Source organism: Schaalia radingae (assembly GCF_900106055.1).
GTDB lineage: Bacteria > Actinomycetota > Actinomycetes > Actinomycetales > Actinomycetaceae > Pauljensenia > Pauljensenia radingae_A.
This window is the reverse complement of record NZ_LT629792.1, coordinates 1,734,762-1,756,967: the sequence shown is the minus strand read 5'-3', so window position 1 is coordinate 1,756,967 and position 22,206 is coordinate 1,734,762. Positions and strand designations below refer to the sequence as shown.

Genomic DNA, 22,206 nt, shown 5'->3' with positions numbered 1-22,206 from the left:
TACTCGGGCCCAGAGTCCGTGCTCCTGCAGGTTGGCCGAGCGGATGCGCATGATGGATGGTGACCCGTTCCGGACACATTCTCATCGGGAGTCGTGGATCCCGCAGTTTAGTAGACCTGAGGTGACGCCCTAGGATTCTGGCGTTGCCTTGCTATCGAGCTCGCTGTCAATTCTAATGGGTTGCGTCGATCTGCCCTCGGTGATGAGCCGATGGAGCCAATAGACGTCGATGATAACGATGGCCGCGTTCATGATGACCATTGACCAAACGCCCAAGAGCAGATTATAGATGGCGGCGATGCCGCTTCCAACTAGGTTCCAGAATCGGAACTTCTTCTGGTTGGGCAGGACGAGCGACATGACGACAAGGAATGAGCCAAGCCACCCGAAGGCTTCGAGTATTGTTTGTTGATCCATCGAGAATCCTTTAACGACGATGTTTGGACTTGTTCACATCAGCGTTAGATGTGGAACAACTTGTTGACAAGATAGCACACGTGGGCAATACTTGTAGAACAACTTGAAAATTGGAGGTAGGCAATGAGGACTATTGATTGGGTTGATGGGCATATCGAGCTCATCGATCAGACCAAACTTCCAGGCGAACTCGAAGTTCGTACTGTGACGGAGCTCGACGATTTGATCAACGACATCAAGCGACTTGCTGTGCGAGGCGCGCCGGCTCTTGGAGTTGCTGGCGGTATGGGAGTCGCTCTTATCGCGCAGCAAGGATTGAAAGGTGCGGAGCTTGAGGACGCCTCCCGTAGGCTCGCAAACGCACGCCCAACCGCAGTCAATCTCTCGTGGGGGGTGAGGCGCGTGATGGAATACGCGAACGAGGGTAAAGACAGGATCCTTGAAGAAGCGCTCGCGATTCGCGATGAGGATATTGCCTCGTGTTATTCCATGGGGCAGTACGGCGCGGATCTTATAGAAGAGCTGCTTGGAGAAGGTCAACACGCGATCATGACCGTTTGTAACACGGGAGGGTTGGCGTGCGTGGAGCGCGGTACGGCCCTCGGCGTCATTCAAACCATGTTTGAGCGTGGCACGCTCAAGGAGGCACTCCCTGTTGAGACGCGACCGCTCCTTCAGGGTTCGCGCCTGACGGCGTGGGAGCTCGAGCAGATGGGCGCTCCGTATCGCCTTATTGTCGATTCCGCGGGACCGTTTCTTCTCAGAAGAGGCTTCGCTCAGGCGTTCTTCGCGGGCGCGGACCGGATTACGGCAAATGGCGACACCGCCAACAAGATCGGAACCTACTCCCTGTCTCTAGGGGCGAAGGCAATGAACCTCCCTGTGATCGTGGTGGCTCCTGAATCCACCATTGACATGGAGACGAAGACGGGTGCTGATATTGAAATCGAAGATCGCGGGACCGAGGAGGTTGTGAACTTCCACGGGGTACGCACTGCTCCAGAGGAGACTCAGGCGATTAATCCCGCTTTTGACGTCACCCCGCACGAGAACATTACGGCCATTGTGACTGATCGCAGAGTGATACGCGTTGATCGAGGAGAGTCTCCCTCGACGGTTCCCCTAGGCCCCATTCGCACACGATCAAACTAATTAGGAGGAAATCGTGGTTACTTCAAAGGCGAAGTACAAGCTGGCGGCACTCGTCGGCACAGCGGCGCTTGCACTGTCACTGGCAGCATGCAGCGAAGAAGGTGAAGCTGGTTCGGGAGGCGATGGAGGCGGATCGGGCGGTCCGACCTACATCTACCTGACAAATGATCCTATTGGAGTGAACAAGTTTCTAGAGTCGGGCAAGATCGGCGTTGAGCAAGCGGCGGAGCAGAACGGCGGAACAGCTAAGGTTTATGAAGGTAGTTCTGAGCAGACCTCGATCCGTCAAAACATGGATCAGGCTGTTTCGGAGAGCCCTGATTACATCGTGACGATTACGTTCTCGTACACCGACGTGGCATTCGAGTACGCTGAGCGTTACCCCGATCAGAAGTTCATCCATATTGATGACTGCCCCGACGAGCCGTACCCGCCAAACATGTATTGCGCGGTCTTCCGCGAACACGAGGCGGCCTACCTGCTCGGTTACGAGGCCGGTCTGCTCACGGAAACCAACAATATCGGGTCTGTCGGTGCCGTCGATATTCCATTCATCCACCGTTACACTGATGCGTTCGCTCAGGGGGCAAAGGATGCAAACCCGGACGTTGCCGATCAGCAACTATTCATCGGAGGCGATAGCCCGTTCTCAGATCCGGCGCGTGCCAAGGAACAGGCAGCTGCGCTTGTGGCTCAAGACGTGGATCATATCTTCGCGGTGGCTTCAGGCTCCAACGGTGGAGTCTTTGAGGCTACAGGCGAGGGCGGTGTGACAGGCTACGGCGTTGACGTCAACCAGTGTCCGCTCACTCCTGGCGGTGTAGGTGACGGCACTCTGAAGTTGATGGATACTCTTATTCCGCAACTAATTGCCGACATCGATGCCGGCACCGCCGACCAATTTAGTTCCTTCGGGCTTGCAGAGGGTGGCATGGACATCGTGTCTCTCGCACCTGGTGCTGAGGATTCACAATGCACGGTCATGGAGCACCCGGAGGTCGTTGAGCAGCTTGCAACGATAAAGCAGCAGATCATCGACGGCGAAATCACGCCGCCGGATGCTACCGGCAAGTTCAACTAAATCCATCGGGAGGGGTCGAAACACTTCTCGACCCCTCCCTTGTCTATAAAGAAAGGAGGGTTGCAGTGTTAGATGTTGAGATGAGGGGCATTACAAAGCAGTTCCCCGGGGTCCTCGCGAATGATGACGTGACTTTTTCAGTCAAGAAGGGAGAGATCCATGCGCTCATGGGGGAAAATGGCGCCGGCAAGTCAGTCTTAATGTCAATTCTTTCAGGCCTCTACACTCCCGATGAGGGCTCTATCTTCCTCGAAGGAAAGGAAGTGCACTTTTCGAGCCCGCTCGATGCGATCAGGGCTGGAATCGGAATGGTGTTCCAAGAATTCCAGATGTTTCCCTCAATGTCCGTCGCCGAGAATGTGGTATTTCGTAAGGAGCCGACCAAGGGTGTGCTGATCGACCGGGAGGAAGCGATCAAGATCGTTGAAGATTTTGCGACACGCTTCGGGCTTGATGTGGATCCGCGCGTGCGCGTTGCAAATGCGCCGGTGGGTCTGCTCCAACGCGCAGAGATCATCAAGGTTCTCTACCGCGGTGCGAAGGTGCTAATTCTGGACGAACCAACCGCGGTATTGACACCACAGGAGACGGATCAGCTTTTTGGCGTGCTACGCCATCTTAAGCAACAGGGACAGACAATCATTCTCATTACGCATAAGCTGCGCGAGGTGATGGATATTTCGGATCGCGTGACTGTTTTGCGTGACGGACGTGTGGTTGCCCGGATGAAGACGTCTGAGGCGACACCCGAATCAGTGACTCAGGCGATGACTGGTCGTGATGTTGATCTGACTCAAGCTCCTTCGCAGTTTGACCCTGGCCGGCCTGTCCTGAAAGTTGAAAATCTCAGCGTTCGCGATTCTCAAAAACAAGCGAAGGTTAAGGACTTGTCGCTAACAGTGCGTCAGGGTGAAATTCTTGGTATCGCGGGTGTCGCTGGCAATGGCCAGACAGAACTTGCAAGTGCAATCGCAGGTTTGACGCCAGTGGAGCACGGCTCGATCTCCGTCATGGACAAAGAAGTCACAAACGCATCTGTTCGAACGCGGCGTGAGGCGGGTTTGGCGTACATCCCCGAGGATCGACAGGGAGTGGGCGCGGCGACGACGGCCTCAGCAGAGGAAAACCTCGCCATGGGACACCACTACGGCGAGGAGCTCACAAAGCGGAAGGGGATCATCGATCTTCCCGCGCGAAAGTCGTTTGCGCGGAGACTCATCGACAAATTTTCGGTGAAGATTGCCAATGAAAATGTCGCTGTAGGGACTCTGTCGGGTGGAAACTTACAGAAGATTCTCATTGCGCGTGAGATGGAGCACGAATCTCCACTACTAGTTGCGGAACAACCAACCAGAGGTGTCGATATCGGTGCAATTGAGTTCATTCATTCTACATTGACCGATTACCGCGATTCCGGTGGCGGAATCCTTCTGATTAGTGCCGAACTGAGCGAAATTCTCTCATTGTCGACCCGCGTAGCCGTGATGTACGAGGGTGAAATCGTTGCCCAAATGCCTGTCAGTGAGGCGACTGAGAGCAAGCTTGGCCTATTGATGGCCGGAGGGACGGTGTCAGATGAGGAATAACGGTAATGCATTTGTACGTTGGCTGACCGGCCCAATTCCGCTGTCAATCGTGTTGGCCTTTGTCGTTGGCGCTATCTTCATCCTCTTGGCTGGGTACTCCCCGGTTGAGGCATACTTAACGATGGCTGAAGGATCAATTCTTTCTCCGTCGGGAATTACCAATACAATCCAGCGTGCGATCCCGCTTGTCGGTATGGCGATGGCAACAGCTGTCGCGTTTCGATCCGGCATCTTGAACATCGGTACCGAAGGTCAGATGATCATGGGTGGCTTGGTCGGCGGCATAGTTGCGCTATATATGCCGGGACCCGGAATTATCGTTATGATATGCGCAATTCTAGGAGGAATCGCGGGGGGCGCTCTGTGGGCGTTGGTGTCGGCGGTACTACAGTTCTGGCCTGGGGTGCCAATTCTTATCACCTCGCTCCTACTGTCCTACCCGGCAAGATTCTTCTCCTCTTGGATGATCCGATACCCCTTGAAGGATCAGACGTCACAGATGGTAGCGACCGAACAAATCCGGCTCGACGTGCAGATTCCGATGTTGTTGCCATTAAACTCTGGGCTCGGTCAATCGGTATCTAACGGTCTGGGTCGAGGCAACTTGGTTTCAACGATCGGTAGTTCAATCAATTGGTCTTTCGTCATCATCCTGCTGGTTGTTGTCGGGATGGCCTACGTTAATAGGAACACCATCTTCGGCTACGAATCGGGGATCAATGGAATAAATCCCAGATTCATCGAATATGGTGGCGGTCACGAACGGAAACTGACACTCCAGGTCATGACGCTCTCTGGTGGCATCGCCGGTCTTGTTGGAGTACTTCTGACGATCGGAGCGCCAGAGACGCGATTGATTGACGGAGCCTTGCTGTCTTCGGGCTATGCCTGGACAGGGCTCATGGTCGCATTGCTTGCGATGTATCGTCCGTTTGCCGTCCTTGCTGCTGGAGCATTCTTCGGCGCGATCATGGCGGGCGCAAGTGCGATGAGTCGCGGACTAGGTATGTCGCCGCAGATCGCCTCCGTGATCCAAGGTGTCGTAATTATCCTGATCGTATTCAGGGTCACTTTGCCGAATTTCAAGAAGCGTCGAAGAAGTATCGCTCGTGAGCACGCGTCCGATCATGCAGATGCATTGCAACCTACGGATGAAACGGTTGCCGTTGCAGAAGGGAATGCGAATTAATGTTTGATGCAGCGCTGATAGATTCAATCGTTCGGGCGTTAATTCCGATCCTTTTCGCCGCGCTCGGTGGATTGATTTGTGACAAGGCGGGGATCTTCAATATCGCGTTGGAGGGCCAGCTCTTGGTAGGAGCGTTCTTTGCGGTTGCCACGTCCTACTTCACCGGGAGTGCGCTCCTAGGTGCGCTTGGTGCGATGACCGCATCGGGAATCTTCACACTTATTTTGGCGTACGGAAGCGTCAATCGAGGGGCAGAGCCGATCGTCGTGGGCGTCGCAATGAATATTCTCGCAACAGGAATCACATCGTTCCTGTTGGTTGGCCTTTTCAACACCTCGGGAACATTCGTTGATCCGCGAATCGTCGGACTGGAGACCTATCGCATCCCGTTGCTCGCGGATATTCCGTGGGTTGGCAACGCACTGTTCAATCAAACAATTCTTGGATATCTGGCGTTCATTCTCGTTTTCGTCTTCTGGATTGTAATCTTCCGAACGCCCGCAGGACTCAGACTCCGCGGTGTAGGTGAGAAACCACTTGCCGCTCAAACGCTCGGCGTCAATCCAGTTACGTACAAGTATGCGGCAGTTATCCTGTCGGGGCTCCTGTGTGGCCTAGGAGGCGCGCAGCTCTCGTTGGGTAATGTGGTGCAGTTTTCTGAAGAGATGTCAGCTGGTCGTGGCTGGATCGCGGTCGTTTCCGTCATGCTTGCACGTTCACACCCGATTGGTGTCCTCGGCGCGGCAACACTATTCGGTGCTGCCGAGGCGATCGGTTTTCGTGCGCAGGGTGTTGGGATTCCGACCCAAGTCACAGATGCTGCTCCATATGTTGTGACACTACTGGCACTCTTGCTGACCACTTTCAACTTTAGGAAGACAAGAGAGGAAGCAGACCATGAATCCGTTGACTCGTGACGAGGTAGCCAAACTACTCGATCTTACCGAGCTAGACCAAGAAGGCGGCCTACACCGGCAGACATTTATCGATGATAACTCCACCGCGATCTACTACCTCGTTGGTGGCGACCAGTGGTCAGAACTCCACAGGCTCAGCGGTTCAGAGGTCTACCACTGGTATGCGGGAGCGCCTCTACTCCTGGTCCAGATTGATGACTTGGGTCGCAGGTCAGAGGTAATTCTCGGCATGGATCTGAGGGCGGGCCAGAGGCCCCAGCACGTGGTGGAGGCAGGCGTCTGGCAGGGCTCGATGTCGTTGGGCGAATGGACACTACTGGGTACAACCATGGCACCGGGTTTCACATGGGACGGTTTTGAACTGGCAAGTGAGGAGATGTTGACCGCGCATGGAATAGAAACATTACACGCCAAACTACACGAAGGACAGTGACATGAACTCGCGGCCCATTTACTCGCAAACGGGTACGGCTTTGACTCCGCCGGCAATGAGAACTCCGAACCTCGGAGCTGCGGCAGATGTCGCGGCAGAATTAAGGAACCGCATTTACGCGGGTGAGTGGGAGCCGGGGGAAGCACTGGCGTCCGAGCCGACGCTAGCTTCTGAGTTGGGCGTCTCGCGGAACACCTTGCGGTCGGCGTTACAGGAGTTAGCGGCTCAGGGCCTCGTGATCCGTCGGCACGGCTCGGGAACATTCGTGACGGATGCCCAGGCTGTTATGGCTTCAAACCTGTCGGAGTTGACATCGATGTCGCAAACAATCGCTAACGCCGGGATGGATCCCACAATACGCTACACGGACAAATGCGTTCGGACGCCCACCGAAGATGAGAGAGACGTTCTCCGGCTTGGCGACGGGGAAAGAGTTATTGAGACTCGACGTGAGGTCGAAGCTGACGGAGCAATGGTCGCGGTTTCTTTCGAGGTTATTCGAGCCGGAATCTTTCCTGCAGAGTTCGATGTCGAGGAAATGCATGGGTCGATTTTCACCCTTTGCGACCTCGTGGGTCATTCGATCAAATACGCATCGACGGACGTGCACGCTGTGGTTGGAAGCGACTTTGGACTCTCGATGGAGGCCCGTGATGAGTCTTTCTTGGGGCTTCATCAGTTGCATTTTGATAGAACTCACCTTCCTATCCTGTACGCGCGGTCATTCTTTCGCGAGGGAAGGTTCCAGTTTTCGATGATGAGGGTTCGGAATTGAACCAATGAAAAGAGGGAGAAATGATACATAAGACACCTGAGGGGCTGATAGATCGGTTAATTATTCATGCCTGCTCTGCTGTGTCGTCTGGACTAGTGCTGGGCTCGGGGGGAAATATCTCGGCCCGGTTACCTGGATCGAACGAGTACTTCATTACGAAGTCGGGTACATGGCTCGGTGAACTGACGCGGGACTCATTTGCGAAAATGACTGTTGGTGACACTGGCCCGTTCGAGACCCGACCTTCGAGTGAATGGAAGCTACACGACAGGATCTACGAAGCGCGCGACGACGTGAACTCGGTATTTCATTTACATCCGCAAAATACCGTCCTGCTGAGCGCACTCGGACACAAGATTAGATTCTTTACACTGGACGACGCGCTTTACGTGAAGTCAGTAGGCGTTGTCCCGTATTACCCAAATGGCTCAGATGAGCTCGCCGATGAGTCTGCTCGCCAGATGACAGAACACAACTGTGTGGTCTTATCGCACCACGGAAGCTGCACTGTGGGCGAAGACCCCGAGATGGCGTTCCGCCGCGCGTCATTGCTCGAACAGGCAGCCAGGAATACCTTCCAAGCGATGCTGCTTGGCGATAGTAAAACCAAATTCCCAGAAGGAGTGGAGCTGATTCACGCATGAAAGAACTACAGAACAAGGTCGTCCTCATTACTGGTGCCGACGGCAAGCTAGGCACAGGGATTTCTTATGAGGTTGCCAGGGCCGGCGCAACTGTCATAGTCCATTCACTTGTTGAAAATGACCAAGGCAACAAGCTAGCCGAGAACTTGCGCGAACTTGGCGCCACTGTGGGGCAGGTGACAGGCGACGTTTGCTCGGAGGCGGATGCCAAGGCCATGGTTGACGATGTTGCGCAGCATTTTGGGCAGATCGACGTTCTCGTCAACAATGCGGGTATCCAGCCAGTCACCTCCTTTGCAGACTTGACAGTCGAGCAGTGGAGAAAAGTGGTTGATGTTAACCTCAACGGAACTTTCATCGTTTCGAAGGCTGTTACAACGCACATGATCGACAAGAAGGTGTCCGGGAGCGTTATCAATATTGCCTCGGTTGAGGCATCGGTGCCGGCGATGAATCATGCGCACTATGATGCTTCAAAGGCAGGCGTCAAGATGTTTACTCGGAATCTGGCTCTCGAACTTGGACGATACGGAATTCGCGCGAACTCAGTCTCACCCGGACTTATAGACAGCGACGGCAGTCTCGCTGAAAGCTGGCCGGCCGGCTACAACAGCTGGATGGCTGGAGTGCCACTTCAAAGAACTGCGAATCCGCAAGACATTGGCCGAGCTTGCGTCTTTCTCTCGTCAGACTCGGCCAGTTTCATATCTGGACATGACCTCGTAGTAGACGGAGGAATGTCCGCTGTAGCAGGATGGTGAATGACATGCCAAAGGTAGGTATTATTGGAGGGTCGGGGCTGTACGAGCTCCTAGAAGATCCAGAGCACGTAACGGTTGACACTGAGTATGGTCGTCCCTCCTCGGAGGTCTCGATTGGTGAGATCGGCGGCAAGGAGGTCGCCTTCATGACCCGCCACGGTAAAGACCACGGGGTCCCCCCGCACCTCATCAACTATCGAGCAAACCTCAAGGCAATGGACAATCTCGGAGTGACGACGCTCGTAACGTCATCGGTTGTGGGTTCCTTGAGAGCCGACTATGCTCCCGGAGATTTCGTCATCACGGACCAATATTTTGATAGGACGTGGGGGCGTGACCAAACCTTCTTCGAGGGGCCAAACGTTGTGCACGTATCGGTTGCGGATCCGTATTGCCCGCGGTTGCACGACTCGGCCGTCGCCGCTCTCGGAGCGCTTGATGAGAAGTTCCACGACGGGGGAACGGCGGTGGTTATTCAGGGGCCGCGTTTCTCGACGCGTGCAGAGTCGCAGGTCTTCCAGAATCTGGGATTCTCTGTGATCTCGATGACACAACATCCAGAGACAACTCTCGCGCGTGAGCTTGGCATGTGCGTCTGCAACCTGTCGTTCGTATCGGACCTCGACGCTGGCGTCGAGGGTATGCAGGACGATCCCGTAACTGCGGGACTCGTCTGGCGTACTACCGCTGACGGCCAGCCACGCATCAAGAAGGCACTCGCGACTCTCGTTGAAATGTTAGAAGTTGATGATTCCTGCCAGTGCCACGAAGCATTGACAGATATTTAGATTTAGGAGTTTCCATGTCAAAGAAGGTATACACACCTATTCGTCAGGGCCATGACGAGACGCTCGCCCTAACGCAGATTCCGGTTGCGGAACTTAGCGATCGGGTGCTCGTTGTTGGTGATCCGAAGCGCGCCGAGAAAGCTGCGGGTCTGCTTAATGACGCCATGCCGATTGCCAAGAACCGTGAGTACCATTCGTACTCTGGAACGTACAACGGAAAGAAAGTCACCGTTGTGTCGCACGGGGTTGGTGCGGCTGGCGCTGCGTGTTGTTTCGAGGAGCTGTGCCGGGGTGGGGCGAAGTTCATCGTTCGCGCTGGCACCGCAGGTGGTGTTCAGCCAAACGTGGTTGACGGCGACCTCTTAATTGCTACAGGCGCGGTACGTTGCGACGGCTACTCCGAGCTCGTGGTGCCTATGAATTATCCAGCCGTGTCGGATCTGGAAGTGACCTCCAAGCTCGTGGAAAAAGCAAAGGATTCTGGGCTGACGGCCCACGCGGGTCTCGTTCTGACAAGCGCCAACTTTTATCCAAGTCCGATCCTTGGAAATGACCAAGCTATGTGGCGCGATGCCGGAGTCATGGGCGTTGAGATGGAAGTGGCCGCACTGCTCATTACCGCCTCGATCCACAGGGTTCGTGCGGGTGCGGTGCTCGCCATCGATGGCAACCCATTAAAGGATGAGGACGAGACAATGACGTCCTATGAACCAGATCGCGACATCGTTGCGAAGGCGGTTGAGGCAACTCTCGAGGCGTCACTGAACACTTTGATCTCTCTCTAGGCTAGACGCCACAAATGGGTTTTTTGGGGGGTGCCCCTATGTTGTGTGTCAAGCTGCCAGGGCGGTGTCGGGGACGTCGTAGAGGGTGCCGTCTCGGAGCATGGCGTACAGGACTGTGAGTCTGCGGTGGGCGAGGGCGATGATGGCTTGGTTGTGTCGTTTGCCTTGTGCTCGTTTGCGGTCGTAGTAGGTGCGGCTGACCGGGTCGGTGCGGATCACGGCGAAAGCTGACAGGAACAGGGCACGTTTGAGGCGTTTGTTGCCTGAGTGGCTGACTCGTTCAGACTTGATCGATGACCCGGACTGTCGGGTGGTCGGTGCCAGGCCAGCGTAGGAGGCCAGGGCGGCGGAGCTGGTAAATGTCTTGCCGGAGAGCTCGGCGATGATCATGGCGGCGGTCCTGAGACCGATGCCGGGCATGGATCTCAGGACCAGGTAAAGAGGGTGGGTGGCCACGATCTTCTCTACCTCGGTTGCAACATCGGCGCGTTGAGCGTGCAGACTCAACAGTTGGCGAGCCAGGTGCGGTATGACAAGGCCCGCGGCTTCGGTGCCGGTGACTGTCACCGACTGCTTCGCTAGCGCGGTAAGAATATCCTCGGTCCATGCTGTGTGGCGGCGAGCTCCGTGCTTTTTGAGTTTCGCATCGATTCTCGCTCGCCCGGCTTTGCGTAGAGCCTGCGGGGTTGGCCAGGTAGCGAGCACTTCGAGGATTGCGTCATGTTCCAGGCGTGGTCCGAGAACTCTTTCCAGTTCAGGGTGGATTTGGGTGAACAGCCCGCGGATCCGGTTGGAGACTTGATTGACCTGCTGTGAGAGGTCAAGGTCGAAACCGGTGAGCATCGCCAGTCCTGCCTCGTCCTGGTCGGTCTTGGTGAGCTGTCGCAGGATGTGGGGAAGGCTGCGGGCTGCGTCAGCGATAATGAACGCATCCTTTTCATCAGTCTTCGCCTCGCCCGGGTATAGGTCAGCGATCCGGCGCATGGTCAGCCCCGGCAGGTAGGCGACCTCGATGCCCATATGTTGGGCGACCGCGATGGCGAGAGCGCCGATTGTTGCCGGCTGATCCACGACCACCAGCACAGAGCCTTTCGCTGACAGATTCGTGTAGATATCAGTGAGTTTTTGTTCGTTGTTGGGCAGGGTCTTATTCCATAACACCTGCCCGGAATCGGTTAGTGCGCAGGCCCAGTGGTCGGTCTTGCCGACGTCCAGTCCTAGAAAAATGTCTGGTCGGTCAGTTCTCATGGCAGTTGTCCTCTCGGTTTGCACCATAAGTCGGCCGAGCCTAGACAGCACGCCTCACATCCACGTTACGACAGGCATCCATCCTTGGTGCCGAGCCCCTAATCAGCGATCACATGCTGGCAACCGACCCTGGTGGCAACACCCCCCCGGATCATTGGATAGACAGGGGCAAGACACCATGCCAGGGCGGCTGGCCGACAATCCCAATCAACACCCGCCAATCAGGACCTGTCAACAAGGTAACGGGCATTCGTGACTCCCGTCGCGAAGAAGACTAGCGAGTCTCTGACGCTGCCACATTGCGCTACCCGACGTGCCGGAGCAGGTCGTGCCCTTGCTATCGAAGCCACGAACATGTGGATAGGTTGATCTGAGATTACGCGCGGCTCTGGCGAAGACGGCCCTCTCCGGCACCTCACCACCAACATGCTAGAAATACATGGGGCGGTCAGTATTCGCTCGACGCTCCTGCTCGTTCAGGCCTTCTCTGCTAAGTATAGCTGGTGGAGGAGGCTCATGGGTTTGATGACTGCGAGGCAGGCCTTGCGTCGACGCCCGGCGAGGTTGCCTATACGGCGTCTAAGACGCCGCGAAATTCAAGCGCTGCGGGAGCGGGAAATGAGCTGCGATGTCTCATCGAAATTTCGGGGAGAGGGCAGTTTGCCACGCTACTCGGCATCGGCTGTACTCGGGCCCAGAGTCCGTGCTCCTGCAGGTTGGCCGAGCGGATGCGCATGATGGATGGTGACCCGTTCCGGACACATTCTCATCGGGAGTCGTGGATCCCGCAGTTTAGTAGACCTGAGGTGACGCCCTAGGATTCTGGCGTTGCCTTGCTATCGAGCTCGCTGTCAATTCTAATGGGTTGCGTCGATCTGCCCTCGGTGATGAGCCGATGGAGCCAATAGACGTCGATGATAACGATGGCCGCGTTCATGATGACCATTGACCAAACGCCCAAGAGCAGATTATAGATGGCGGCGATGCCGCTTCCAACTAGGTTCCAGAATCGGAACTTCTTCTGGTTGGGCAGGACGAGCGACATGACGACAAGGAATGAGCCAAGCCACCCGAAGGCTTCGAGTATTGTTTGTTGATCCATCGAGAATCCTTTAACGACGATGTTTGGACTTGTTCACATCAGCGTTAGATGTGGAACAACTTGTTGACAAGATAGCACACGTGGGCAATACTTGTAGAACAACTTGAAAATTGGAGGTAGGCAATGAGGACTATTGATTGGGTTGATGGGCATATCGAGCTCATCGATCAGACCAAACTTCCAGGCGAACTCGAAGTTCGTACTGTGACGGAGCTCGACGATTTGATCAACGACATCAAGCGACTTGCTGTGCGAGGCGCGCCGGCTCTTGGAGTTGCTGGCGGTATGGGAGTCGCTCTTATCGCGCAGCAAGGATTGAAAGGTGCGGAGCTTGAGGACGCCTCCCGTAGGCTCGCAAACGCACGCCCAACCGCAGTCAATCTCTCGTGGGGGGTGAGGCGCGTGATGGAATACGCGAACGAGGGTAAAGACAGGATCCTTGAAGAAGCGCTCGCGATTCGCGATGAGGATATTGCCTCGTGTTATTCCATGGGGCAGTACGGCGCGGATCTTATAGAAGAGCTGCTTGGAGAAGGTCAACACGCGATCATGACCGTTTGTAACACGGGAGGGTTGGCGTGCGTGGAGCGCGGTACGGCCCTCGGCGTCATTCAAACCATGTTTGAGCGTGGCACGCTCAAGGAGGCACTCCCTGTTGAGACGCGACCGCTCCTTCAGGGTTCGCGCCTGACGGCGTGGGAGCTCGAGCAGATGGGCGCTCCGTATCGCCTTATTGTCGATTCCGCGGGACCGTTTCTTCTCAGAAGAGGCTTCGCTCAGGCGTTCTTCGCGGGCGCGGACCGGATTACGGCAAATGGCGACACCGCCAACAAGATCGGAACCTACTCCCTGTCTCTAGGGGCGAAGGCAATGAACCTCCCTGTGATCGTGGTGGCTCCTGAATCCACCATTGACATGGAGACGAAGACGGGTGCTGATATTGAAATCGAAGATCGCGGGACCGAGGAGGTTGTGAACTTCCACGGGGTACGCACTGCTCCAGAGGAGACTCAGGCGATTAATCCCGCTTTTGACGTCACCCCGCACGAGAACATTACGGCCATTGTGACTGATCGCAGAGTGATACGCGTTGATCGAGGAGAGTCTCCCTCGACGGTTCCCCTAGGCCCCATTCGCACACGATCAAACTAATTAGGAGGAAATCGTGGTTACTTCAAAGGCGAAGTACAAGCTGGCGGCACTCGTCGGCACAGCGGCGCTTGCACTGTCACTGGCAGCATGCAGCGAAGAAGGTGAAGCTGGTTCGGGAGGCGATGGAGGCGGATCGGGCGGTCCGACCTACATCTACCTGACAAATGATCCTATTGGAGTGAACAAGTTTCTAGAGTCGGGCAAGATCGGCGTTGAGCAAGCGGCGGAGCAGAACGGCGGAACAGCTAAGGTTTATGAAGGTAGTTCTGAGCAGACCTCGATCCGTCAAAACATGGATCAGGCTGTTTCGGAGAGCCCTGATTACATCGTGACGATTACGTTCTCGTACACCGACGTGGCATTCGAGTACGCTGAGCGTTACCCCGATCAGAAGTTCATCCATATTGATGACTGCCCCGACGAGCCGTACCCGCCAAACATGTATTGCGCGGTCTTCCGCGAACACGAGGCGGCCTACCTGCTCGGTTACGAGGCCGGTCTGCTCACGGAAACCAACAATATCGGGTCTGTCGGTGCCGTCGATATTCCATTCATCCACCGTTACACTGATGCGTTCGCTCAGGGGGCAAAGGATGCAAACCCGGACGTTGCCGATCAGCAACTATTCATCGGAGGCGATAGCCCGTTCTCAGATCCGGCGCGTGCCAAGGAACAGGCAGCTGCGCTTGTGGCTCAAGACGTGGATCATATCTTCGCGGTGGCTTCAGGCTCCAACGGTGGAGTCTTTGAGGCTACAGGCGAGGGCGGTGTGACAGGCTACGGCGTTGACGTCAACCAGTGTCCGCTCACTCCTGGCGGTGTAGGTGACGGCACTCTGAAGTTGATGGATACTCTTATTCCGCAACTAATTGCCGACATCGATGCCGGCACCGCCGACCAATTTAGTTCCTTCGGGCTTGCAGAGGGTGGCATGGACATCGTGTCTCTCGCACCTGGTGCTGAGGATTCACAATGCACGGTCATGGAGCACCCGGAGGTCGTTGAGCAGCTTGCAACGATAAAGCAGCAGATCATCGACGGCGAAATCACGCCGCCGGATGCTACCGGCAAGTTCAACTAAATCCATCGGGAGGGGTCGAAACACTTCTCGACCCCTCCCTTGTCTATAAAGAAAGGAGGGTTGCAGTGTTAGATGTTGAGATGAGGGGCATTACAAAGCAGTTCCCCGGGGTCCTCGCGAATGATGACGTGACTTTTTCAGTCAAGAAGGGAGAGATCCATGCGCTCATGGGGGAAAATGGCGCCGGCAAGTCAGTCTTAATGTCAATTCTTTCAGGCCTCTACACTCCCGATGAGGGCTCTATCTTCCTCGAAGGAAAGGAAGTGCACTTTTCGAGCCCGCTCGATGCGATCAGGGCTGGAATCGGAATGGTGTTCCAAGAATTCCAGATGTTTCCCTCAATGTCCGTCGCCGAGAATGTGGTATTTCGTAAGGAGCCGACCAAGGGTGTGCTGATCGACCGGGAGGAAGCGATCAAGATCGTTGAAGATTTTGCGACACGCTTCGGGCTTGATGTGGATCCGCGCGTGCGCGTTGCAAATGCGCCGGTGGGTCTGCTCCAACGCGCAGAGATCATCAAGGTTCTCTACCGCGGTGCGAAGGTGCTAATTCTGGACGAACCAACCGCGGTATTGACACCACAGGAGACGGATCAGCTTTTTGGCGTGCTACGCCATCTTAAGCAACAGGGACAGACAATCATTCTCATTACGCATAAGCTGCGCGAGGTGATGGATATTTCGGATCGCGTGACTGTTTTGCGTGACGGACGTGTGGTTGCCCGGATGAAGACGTCTGAGGCGACACCCGAATCAGTGACTCAGGCGATGACTGGTCGTGATGTTGATCTGACTCAAGCTCCTTCGCAGTTTGACCCTGGCCGGCCTGTCCTGAAAGTTGAAAATCTCAGCGTTCGCGATTCTCAAAAACAAGCGAAGGTTAAGGACTTGTCGCTAACAGTGCGTCAGGGTGAAATTCTTGGTATCGCGGGTGTCGCTGGCAATGGCCAGACAGAACTTGCAAGTGCAATCGCAGGTTTGACGCCAGTGGAGCACGGCTCGATCTCCGTCATGGACAAAGAAGTCACAAACGCATCTGTTCGAACGCGGCGTGAGGCGGGTTTGGCGTACATCCCCGAGGATCGACAGGGAGTGGGCGCGGCGACGACGGCCTCAGCAGAGGAAAACCTCGCCATGGGACACCACTACGGCGAGGAGCTCACAAAGCGGAAGGGGATCATCGATCTTCCCGCGCGAAAGTCGTTTGCGCGGAGACTCATCGACAAATTTTCGGTGAAGATTGCCAATGAAAATGTCGCTGTAGGGACTCTGTCGGGTGGAAACTTACAGAAGATTCTCATTGCGCGTGAGATGGAGCACGAATCTCCACTACTAGTTGCGGAACAACCAACCAGAGGTGTCGATATCGGTGCAATTGAGTTCATTCATTCTACATTGACCGATTACCGCGATTCCGGTGGCGGAATCCTTCTGATTAGTGCCGAACTGAGCGAAATTCTCTCATTGTCGACCCGCGTAGCCGTGATGTACGAGGGTGAAATCGTTGCCCAAATGCCTGTCAGTGAGGCGACTGAGAGCAAGCTTGGCCTATTGATGGCCGGAGGGACGGTGTCAGATGAGGAATAACGGTAATGCATTTGTACGTTGGCTGACCGGCCCAATTCCGCTGTCAATCGTGTTGGCCTTTGTCGTTGGCGCTATCTTCATCCTCTTGGCTGGGTACTCCCCGGTTGAGGCATACTTAACGATGGCTGAAGGATCAATTCTTTCTCCGTCGGGAATTACCAATACAATCCAGCGTGCGATCCCGCTTGTCGGTATGGCGATGGCAACAGCTGTCGCGTTTCGATCCGGCATCTTGAACATCGGTACCGAAGGTCAGATGATCATGGGTGGCTTGGTCGGCGGCATAGTTGCGCTATATATGCCGGGACCCGGAATTATCGTTATGATATGCGCAATTCTAGGAGGAATCGCGGGGGGCGCTCTGTGGGCGTTGGTGTCGGCGGTACTACAGTTCTGGCCTGGGGTGCCAATTCTTATCACCTCGCTCCTACTGTCCTACCCGGCAAGATTCTTCTCCTCTTGGATGATCCGATACCCCTTGAAGGATCAGACGTCACAGATGGTAGCGACCGAACAAATCCGGCTCGACGTGCAGATTCCGATGTTGTTGCCATTAAACTCTGGGCTCGGTCAATCGGTATCTAACGGTCTGGGTCGAGGCAACTTGGTTTCAACGATCGGTAGTTCAATCAATTGGTCTTTCGTCATCATCCTGCTGGTTGTTGTCGGGATGGCCTACGTTAATAGGAACACCATCTTCGGCTACGAATCGGGGATCAATGGAATAAATCCCAGATTCATCGAATATGGTGGCGGTCACGAACGGAAACTGACACTCCAGGTCATGACGCTCTCTGGTGGCATCGCCGGTCTTGTTGGAGTACTTCTGACGATCGGAGCGCCAGAGACGCGATTGATTGACGGAGCCTTGCTGTCTTCGGGCTATGCCTGGACAGGGCTCATGGTCGCATTGCTTGCGATGTATCGTCCGTTTGCCGTCCTTGCTGCTGGAGCATTCTTCGGCGCGATCATGGCGGGCGCAAGTGCGATGAGTCGCGGACTAGGTATGTCGCCGCAGATCGCCTCCGTGATCCAAGGTGTCGTAATTATCCTGATCGTATTCAGGGTCACTTTGCCGAATTTCAAGAAGCGTCGAAGAAGTATCGCTCGTGAGCACGCGTCCGATCATGCAGATGCATTGCAACCTACGGATGAAACGGTTGCCGTTGCAGAAGGGAATGCGAATTAATGTTTGATGCAGCGCTGATAGATTCAATCGTTCGGGCGTTAATTCCGATCCTTTTCGCCGCGCTCGGTGGATTGATTTGTGACAAGGCGGGGATCTTCAATATCGCGTTGGAGGGCCAGCTCTTGGTAGGAGCGTTCTTTGCGGTTGCCACGTCCTACTTCACCGGGAGTGCGCTCCTAGGTGCGCTTGGTGCGATGACCGCATCGGGAATCTTCACACTTATTTTGGCGTACGGAAGCGTCAATCGAGGGGCAGAGCCGATCGTCGTGGGCGTCGCAATGAATATTCTCGCAACAGGAATCACATCGTTCCTGTTGGTTGGCCTTTTCAACACCTCGGGAACATTCGTTGATCCGCGAATCGTCGGACTGGAGACCTATCGCATCCCGTTGCTCGCGGATATTCCGTGGGTTGGCAACGCACTGTTCAATCAAACAATTCTTGGATATCTGGCGTTCATTCTCGTTTTCGTCTTCTGGATTGTAATCTTCCGAACGCCCGCAGGACTCAGACTCCGCGGTGTAGGTGAGAAACCACTTGCCGCTCAAACGCTCGGCGTCAATCCAGTTACGTACAAGTATGCGGCAGTTATCCTGTCGGGGCTCCTGTGTGGCCTAGGAGGCGCGCAGCTCTCGTTGGGTAATGTGGTGCAGTTTTCTGAAGAGATGTCAGCTGGTCGTGGCTGGATCGCGGTCGTTTCCGTCATGCTTGCACGTTCACACCCGATTGGTGTCCTCGGCGCGGCAACACTATTCGGTGCTGCCGAGGCGATCGGTTTTCGTGCGCAGGGTGTTGGGATTCCGACCCAAGTCACAGATGCTGCTCCATATGTTGTGACACTACTGGCACTCTTGCTGACCACTTTCAACTTTAGGAAGACAAGAGAGGAAGCAGACCATGAATCCGTTGACTCGTGACGAGGTAGCCAAACTACTCGATCTTACCGAGCTAGACCAAGAAGGCGGCCTACACCGGCAGACATTTATCGATGATAACTCCACCGCGATCTACTACCTCGTTGGTGGCGACCAGTGGTCAGAACTCCACAGGCTCAGCGGTTCAGAGGTCTACCACTGGTATGCGGGAGCGCCTCTACTCCTGGTCCAGATTGATGACTTGGGTCGCAGGTCAGAGGTAATTCTCGGCATGGATCTGAGGGCGGGCCAGAGGCCCCAGCACGTGGTGGAGGCAGGCGTCTGGCAGGGCTCGATGTCGTTGGGCGAATGGACACTACTGGGTACAACCATGGCACCGGGTTTCACATGGGACGGTTTTGAACTGGCAAGTGAGGAGATGTTGACCGCGCATGGAATAGAAACATTACACGCCAAACTACACGAAGGACAGTGACATGAACTCGCGGCCCATTTACTCGCAAACGGGTACGGCTTTGACTCCGCCGGCAATGAGAACTCCGAACCTCGGAGCTGCGGCAGATGTCGCGGCAGAATTAAGGAACCGCATTTACGCGGGTGAGTGGGAGCCGGGGGAAGCACTGGCGTCCGAGCCGACGCTAGCTTCTGAGTTGGGCGTCTCGCGGAACACCTTGCGGTCGGCGTTACAGGAGTTAGCGGCTCAGGGCCTCGTGATCCGTCGGCACGGCTCGGGAACATTCGTGACGGATGCCCAGGCTGTTATGGCTTCAAACCTGTCGGAGTTGACATCGATGTCGCAAACAATCGCTAACGCCGGGATGGATCCCACAATACGCTACACGGACAAATGCGTTCGGACGCCCACCGAAGATGAGAGAGACGTTCTCCGGCTTGGCGACGGGGAAAGAGTTATTGAGACTCGACGTGAGGTCGAAGCTGACGGAGCAATGGTCGCGGTTTCTTTCGAGGTTATTCGAGCCGGAATCTTTCCTGCAGAGTTCGATGTCGAGGAAATGCATGGGTCGATTTTCACCCTTTGCGACCTCGTGGGTCATTCGATCAAATACGCATCGACGGACGTGCACGCTGTGGTTGGAAGCGACTTTGGACTCTCGATGGAGGCCCGTGATGAGTCTTTCTTGGGGCTTCATCAGTTGCATTTTGATAGAACTCACCTTCCTATCCTGTACGCGCGGTCATTCTTTCGCGAGGGAAGGTTCCAGTTTTCGATGATGAGGGTTCGGAATTGAACCAATGAAAAGAGGGAGAAATGATACATAAGACACCTGAGGGGCTGATAGATCGGTTAATTATTCATGCCTGCTCTGCTGTGTCGTCTGGACTAGTGCTGGGCTCGGGGGGAAATATCTCGGCCCGGTTACCTGGATCGAACGAGTACTTCATTACGAAGTCGGGTACATGGCTCGGTGAACTGACGCGGGACTCATTTGCGAAAATGACTGTTGGTGACACTGGCCCGTTCGAGACCCGACCTTCGAGTGAATGGAAGCTACACGACAGGATCTACGAAGCGCGCGACGACGTGAACTCGGTATTTCATTTACATCCGCAAAATACCGTCCTGCTGAGCGCACTCGGACACAAGATTAGATTCTTTACACTGGACGACGCGCTTTACGTGAAGTCAGTAGGCGTTGTCCCGTATTACCCAAATGGCTCAGATGAGCTCGCCGATGAGTCTGCTCGCCAGATGACAGAACACAACTGTGTGGTCTTATCGCACCACGGAAGCTGCACTGTGGGCGAAGACCCCGAGATGGCGTTCCGCCGCGCGTCATTGCTCGAACAGGCAGCCAGGAATACCTTCCAAGCGATGCTGCTTGGCGATAGTAAAACCAAATTCCCAGAAGGAGTGGAGCTGATTCACGCATGAAAGAACTACAGAACAAGGTCGTCCTCATTACTGGTGCCGACGGCAAGCTAGGCACAGGGATTTCTTATGAGGTTGCCAGGGCCGGCGCAACTGTCATAGTCCATTCACTTGTTGAAAATGACCAAGGCAACAAGCTAGCCGAGAACTTGCGCGAACTTGGCGCCACTGTGGGGCAGGTGACAGGCGACGTTTGCTCGGAGGCGGATGCCAAGGCCATGGTTGACGATGTTGCGCAGCATTTTGGGCAGATCGACGTTCTCGTCAACAATGCGGGTATCCAGCCAGTCACCTCCTTTGCAGACTTGACAGTCGAGCAGTGGAGAAAAGTGGTTGATGTTAACCTCAACGGAACTTTCATCGTTTCGAAGGCTGTTACAACGCACATGATCGACAAGAAGGTGTCCGGGAGCGTTATCAATATTGCCTCGGTTGAGGCATCGGTGCCGGCGATGAATCATGCGCACTATGATGCTTCAAAGGCAGGCGTCAAGATGTTTACTCGGAATCTGGCTCTCGAACTTGGACGATACGGAATTCGCGCGAACTCAGTCTCACCCGGACTTATAGACAGCGACGGCAGTCTCGCTGAAAGCTGGCCGGCCGGCTACAACAGCTGGATGGCTGGAGTGCCACTTCAAAGAACTGCGAATCCGCAAGACATTGGCCGAGCTTGCGTCTTTCTCTCGTCAGACTCGGCCAGTTTCATATCTGGACATGACCTCGTAGTAGACGGAGGAATGTCCGCTGTAGCAGGATGGTGAATGACATGCCAAAGGTAGGTATTATTGGAGGGTCGGGGCTGTACGAGCTCCTAGAAGATCCAGAGCACGTAACGGTTGACACTGAGTATGGTCGTCCCTCCTCGGAGGTCTCGATTGGTGAGATCGGCGGCAAGGAGGTCGCCTTCATGACCCGCCACGGTAAAGACCACGGGGTCCCCCCGCACCTCATCAACTATCGAGCAAACCTCAAGGCAATGGACAATCTCGGAGTGACGACGCTCGTAACGTCATCGGTTGTGGGTTCCTTGAGAGCCGACTATGCTCCCGGAGATTTCGTCATCACGGACCAATATTTTGATAGGACGTGGGGGCGTGACCAAACCTTCTTCGAGGGGCCAAACGTTGTGCACGTATCGGTTGCGGATCCGTATTGCCCGCGGTTGCACGACTCGGCCGTCGCCGCTCTCGGAGCGCTTGATGAGAAGTTCCACGACGGGGGAACGGCGGTGGTTATTCAGGGGCCGCGTTTCTCGACGCGTGCAGAGTCGCAGGTCTTCCAGAATCTGGGATTCTCTGTGATCTCGATGACACAACATCCAGAGACAACTCTCGCGCGTGAGCTTGGCATGTGCGTCTGCAACCTGTCGTTCGTATCGGACCTCGACGCTGGCGTCGAGGGTATGCAGGACGATCCCGTAACTGCGGGACTCGTCTGGCGTACTACCGCTGACGGCCAGCCACGCATCAAGAAGGCACTCGCGACTCTCGTTGAAATGTTAGAAGTTGATGATTCCTGCCAGTGCCACGAAGCATTGACAGATATTTAGAT

General features: G+C 55.2%; 24 protein-coding genes. 21 read left to right on the top strand and 3 right to left on the bottom strand.

The features are described 5' to 3' along the window. Positions 1 to 129: 129 nt before the first annotated feature. On the bottom strand, positions 130 to 417 hold the full coding sequence (locus tag BLT69_RS07700) for a YgjV family protein (RefSeq protein WP_092648773.1): 288 nt from the start codon (positions 415 to 417) through the stop codon (positions 130 to 132). A 123-nt stretch (positions 418 to 540) separates the two neighbouring features. Here BLT69_RS07700 and mtnA (BLT69_RS07695) point away from each other — a divergent pair, with 123 nt between their 5' ends. From mtnA (BLT69_RS07695) to BLT69_RS07645, 11 genes are all read left to right on the top strand, one after another. Further along, on the top strand, positions 541 to 1,569 hold the full coding sequence (gene mtnA / locus BLT69_RS07695) for an S-methyl-5-thioribose-1-phosphate isomerase (RefSeq protein ID WP_092648772.1): 1,029 nt from the start codon (positions 541 to 543) through the stop codon (positions 1,567 to 1,569). 13 nt (positions 1,570 to 1,582) lie between these two features. Further along, positions 1,583 to 2,650 carry a BMP family ABC transporter substrate-binding protein gene (locus BLT69_RS07690; RefSeq protein ID WP_092648771.1) on the top strand — a complete coding sequence of 356 codons (1,068 nt, stop codon included), beginning with the start codon at positions 1,583 to 1,585 and terminating at the stop codon, positions 2,648 to 2,650. A 65-nt stretch (positions 2,651 to 2,715) separates the two neighbouring features. Further along, complete coding sequence (locus tag BLT69_RS07685; RefSeq protein ID WP_092648770.1) at positions 2,716 to 4,236, top strand: ABC transporter ATP-binding protein; 1,521 nt, start codon at positions 2,716 to 2,718, stop codon at positions 4,234 to 4,236. Continuing rightward, positions 4,226 to 5,425, top strand: a complete 1,200-nt coding sequence (locus BLT69_RS07680; RefSeq protein ID WP_092648769.1) for an ABC transporter permease — start codon at positions 4,226 to 4,228, stop codon at positions 5,423 to 5,425. The genes BLT69_RS07685 and BLT69_RS07680 overlap by 11 nt, the downstream gene beginning before the upstream one ends. Next, on the top strand, positions 5,425 to 6,342 hold the full coding sequence (locus tag BLT69_RS07675; RefSeq protein ID WP_092648768.1) for an ABC transporter permease: 918 nt from the start codon (positions 5,425 to 5,427) through the stop codon (positions 6,340 to 6,342). Before BLT69_RS07680 ends, BLT69_RS07675 begins: the two co-directional genes overlap by 1 nt. After that, a complete protein-coding gene (locus BLT69_RS07670; protein WP_092648767.1) occupies positions 6,323 to 6,775 on the top strand; it encodes a cupin domain-containing protein in 453 nt (150 codons plus the stop codon). Before BLT69_RS07675 ends, BLT69_RS07670 begins: the two co-directional genes overlap by 20 nt. 1 nt (position 6,776) lies before the next feature. After that, complete coding sequence (locus BLT69_RS07665) at positions 6,777 to 7,550, top strand: GntR family transcriptional regulator (RefSeq protein ID WP_092648766.1); 774 nt, start codon at positions 6,777 to 6,779, stop codon at positions 7,548 to 7,550. A 20-nt stretch (positions 7,551 to 7,570) separates the two neighbouring features. Next, the gene (locus BLT69_RS07660) at positions 7,571 to 8,194 is read left to right on the top strand and encodes a class II aldolase/adducin family protein (RefSeq protein ID WP_257590295.1); all 624 of its coding nucleotides are present in this window, start codon (positions 7,571 to 7,573) and stop codon (positions 8,192 to 8,194) included. Then, positions 8,191 to 8,955 (top strand): SDR family NAD(P)-dependent oxidoreductase, encoded by a 765-nt coding sequence (locus BLT69_RS07655; protein WP_092648765.1) that lies wholly within the window; start codon positions 8,191 to 8,193, stop codon positions 8,953 to 8,955. Before BLT69_RS07660 ends, BLT69_RS07655 begins: the two co-directional genes overlap by 4 nt. A 5-nt stretch (positions 8,956 to 8,960) precedes the next feature. After that, positions 8,961 to 9,743: an MTAP family purine nucleoside phosphorylase gene (locus tag BLT69_RS07650; RefSeq protein WP_092649131.1), complete on the top strand. Its 783-nt coding sequence runs from the start codon at positions 8,961 to 8,963 to the stop codon at positions 9,741 to 9,743. A 14-nt stretch (positions 9,744 to 9,757) separates the two neighbouring features. Next, positions 9,758 to 10,528, top strand: coding sequence for a nucleoside phosphorylase (locus BLT69_RS07645; RefSeq protein WP_092648764.1), 771 nt, complete (start codon positions 9,758 to 9,760; stop codon positions 10,526 to 10,528). Between the two features lie 48 nt (positions 10,529 to 10,576). On the opposite strand, the gene BLT69_RS07640 is transcribed toward BLT69_RS07645, so the two are convergent. Together BLT69_RS07640 and BLT69_RS07635 are read right to left on the bottom strand one after the other, a co-directional pair. Further along, entirely contained in the window at positions 10,577 to 11,776 is a 1,200-nt protein-coding gene (locus BLT69_RS07640; protein ID WP_092648763.1) for an IS110 family RNA-guided transposase, read from the bottom strand. Positions 11,777 to 12,590: 814 nt separating this feature from the next. Beyond that, positions 12,591 to 12,878, bottom strand: a complete 288-nt coding sequence (locus BLT69_RS07635; protein ID WP_092648773.1) for a YgjV family protein — start codon at positions 12,876 to 12,878, stop codon at positions 12,591 to 12,593. A gap of 123 nt (positions 12,879 to 13,001) precedes the next feature. Between BLT69_RS07635 and mtnA (BLT69_RS07630) the strand changes: the two genes are divergently transcribed. The 10 genes from mtnA (BLT69_RS07630) to BLT69_RS07585 all read left to right on the top strand — a co-directional run bounded on the left by mtnA (BLT69_RS07630) (position 13,002) and on the right by BLT69_RS07585 (position 22,204). Beyond that, positions 13,002 to 14,030, top strand: a complete 1,029-nt coding sequence (gene mtnA / locus BLT69_RS07630; RefSeq protein ID WP_092648772.1) for an S-methyl-5-thioribose-1-phosphate isomerase — start codon at positions 13,002 to 13,004, stop codon at positions 14,028 to 14,030. A gap of 13 nt (positions 14,031 to 14,043) precedes the next feature. Continuing rightward, positions 14,044 to 15,111, top strand: a complete 1,068-nt coding sequence (locus BLT69_RS07625) for a BMP family ABC transporter substrate-binding protein (protein WP_092648771.1) — start codon at positions 14,044 to 14,046, stop codon at positions 15,109 to 15,111. A 65-nt stretch (positions 15,112 to 15,176) separates the two neighbouring features. Beyond that, a complete protein-coding gene (locus BLT69_RS07620) occupies positions 15,177 to 16,697 on the top strand; it encodes an ABC transporter ATP-binding protein (protein WP_092648770.1) in 1,521 nt (506 codons plus the stop codon). After that, positions 16,687 to 17,886, top strand: a complete 1,200-nt coding sequence (locus BLT69_RS07615; protein WP_092648769.1) for an ABC transporter permease — start codon at positions 16,687 to 16,689, stop codon at positions 17,884 to 17,886. The genes BLT69_RS07620 and BLT69_RS07615 overlap by 11 nt, the downstream gene beginning before the upstream one ends. Next, positions 17,886 to 18,803, top strand: coding sequence for an ABC transporter permease (locus tag BLT69_RS07610; protein WP_092648768.1), 918 nt, complete (start codon positions 17,886 to 17,888; stop codon positions 18,801 to 18,803). Before BLT69_RS07615 ends, BLT69_RS07610 begins: the two co-directional genes overlap by 1 nt. After that, the gene (locus BLT69_RS07605) at positions 18,784 to 19,236 is read left to right on the top strand and encodes a cupin domain-containing protein (protein WP_092648767.1); all 453 of its coding nucleotides are present in this window, start codon (positions 18,784 to 18,786) and stop codon (positions 19,234 to 19,236) included. Before BLT69_RS07610 ends, BLT69_RS07605 begins: the two co-directional genes overlap by 20 nt. Position 19,237: 1 nt before the next feature. Further along, on the top strand, positions 19,238 to 20,011 hold the full coding sequence (locus BLT69_RS07600) for a GntR family transcriptional regulator (RefSeq protein WP_092648766.1): 774 nt from the start codon (positions 19,238 to 19,240) through the stop codon (positions 20,009 to 20,011). A 20-nt stretch (positions 20,012 to 20,031) separates the two neighbouring features. Next, on the top strand, positions 20,032 to 20,655 hold the full coding sequence (locus BLT69_RS07595; protein ID WP_257590295.1) for a class II aldolase/adducin family protein: 624 nt from the start codon (positions 20,032 to 20,034) through the stop codon (positions 20,653 to 20,655). Then, on the top strand, positions 20,652 to 21,416 hold the full coding sequence (locus BLT69_RS07590) for an SDR family NAD(P)-dependent oxidoreductase (protein WP_092648765.1): 765 nt from the start codon (positions 20,652 to 20,654) through the stop codon (positions 21,414 to 21,416). The genes BLT69_RS07595 and BLT69_RS07590 overlap by 4 nt, the downstream gene beginning before the upstream one ends. Positions 21,417 to 21,421: 5 nt before the next feature. Further along, entirely contained in the window at positions 21,422 to 22,204 is a 783-nt protein-coding gene (locus BLT69_RS07585; RefSeq protein WP_092649131.1) for an MTAP family purine nucleoside phosphorylase, read from the top strand. Positions 22,205 to 22,206: the final 2 nt, after the last annotated feature.

Excerpts from the sequence above, each read along its gene's own strand:
- BLT69_RS07640 (WP_092648763.1), bottom strand. The coding sequence starts at position 11,776 with ATGAGAACTGACCGACCAGACATTTTTCTAGGACTGGACGTCGGCAAG.
- BLT69_RS07605 (WP_092648767.1), top strand. The coding sequence starts at position 18,784 with ATGAATCCGTTGACTCGTGACGAGGTAGCCAAACTACTCGATCTTACC.
- BLT69_RS07655 (WP_092648765.1), top strand. The coding sequence starts at position 8,191 with ATGAAAGAACTACAGAACAAGGTCGTCCTCATTACTGGTGCCGACGGC.
- BLT69_RS07615 (WP_092648769.1), top strand. The coding sequence starts at position 16,687 with ATGAGGAATAACGGTAATGCATTTGTACGTTGGCTGACCGGCCCAATT.
- BLT69_RS07680 (WP_092648769.1), top strand. The coding sequence starts at position 4,226 with ATGAGGAATAACGGTAATGCATTTGTACGTTGGCTGACCGGCCCAATT.
- mtnA (WP_092648772.1), top strand. The coding sequence starts at position 541 with ATGAGGACTATTGATTGGGTTGATGGGCATATCGAGCTCATCGATCAG.
- BLT69_RS07585 (WP_092649131.1), top strand. The coding sequence starts at position 21,422 with ATGCCAAAGGTAGGTATTATTGGAGGGTCGGGGCTGTACGAGCTCCTA.
- BLT69_RS07675 (WP_092648768.1), top strand. The coding sequence starts at position 5,425 with ATGTTTGATGCAGCGCTGATAGATTCAATCGTTCGGGCGTTAATTCCG.
- BLT69_RS07645 (WP_092648764.1), top strand. The coding sequence starts at position 9,758 with ATGTCAAAGAAGGTATACACACCTATTCGTCAGGGCCATGACGAGACG.
- BLT69_RS07595 (WP_257590295.1), top strand. The coding sequence starts at position 20,032 with ATGATACATAAGACACCTGAGGGGCTGATAGATCGGTTAATTATTCAT.
- BLT69_RS07600 (WP_092648766.1), top strand. The coding sequence starts at position 19,238 with ATGAACTCGCGGCCCATTTACTCGCAAACGGGTACGGCTTTGACTCCG.
- BLT69_RS07700 (WP_092648773.1), bottom strand. The coding sequence starts at position 417 with ATGGATCAACAAACAATACTCGAAGCCTTCGGGTGGCTTGGCTCATTC.
- BLT69_RS07660 (WP_257590295.1), top strand. The coding sequence starts at position 7,571 with ATGATACATAAGACACCTGAGGGGCTGATAGATCGGTTAATTATTCAT.
- mtnA (WP_092648772.1), top strand. The coding sequence starts at position 13,002 with ATGAGGACTATTGATTGGGTTGATGGGCATATCGAGCTCATCGATCAG.
- BLT69_RS07665 (WP_092648766.1), top strand. The coding sequence starts at position 6,777 with ATGAACTCGCGGCCCATTTACTCGCAAACGGGTACGGCTTTGACTCCG.
- BLT69_RS07610 (WP_092648768.1), top strand. The coding sequence starts at position 17,886 with ATGTTTGATGCAGCGCTGATAGATTCAATCGTTCGGGCGTTAATTCCG.
- BLT69_RS07590 (WP_092648765.1), top strand. The coding sequence starts at position 20,652 with ATGAAAGAACTACAGAACAAGGTCGTCCTCATTACTGGTGCCGACGGC.
- BLT69_RS07650 (WP_092649131.1), top strand. The coding sequence starts at position 8,961 with ATGCCAAAGGTAGGTATTATTGGAGGGTCGGGGCTGTACGAGCTCCTA.
- BLT69_RS07635 (WP_092648773.1), bottom strand. The coding sequence starts at position 12,878 with ATGGATCAACAAACAATACTCGAAGCCTTCGGGTGGCTTGGCTCATTC.
- BLT69_RS07670 (WP_092648767.1), top strand. The coding sequence starts at position 6,323 with ATGAATCCGTTGACTCGTGACGAGGTAGCCAAACTACTCGATCTTACC.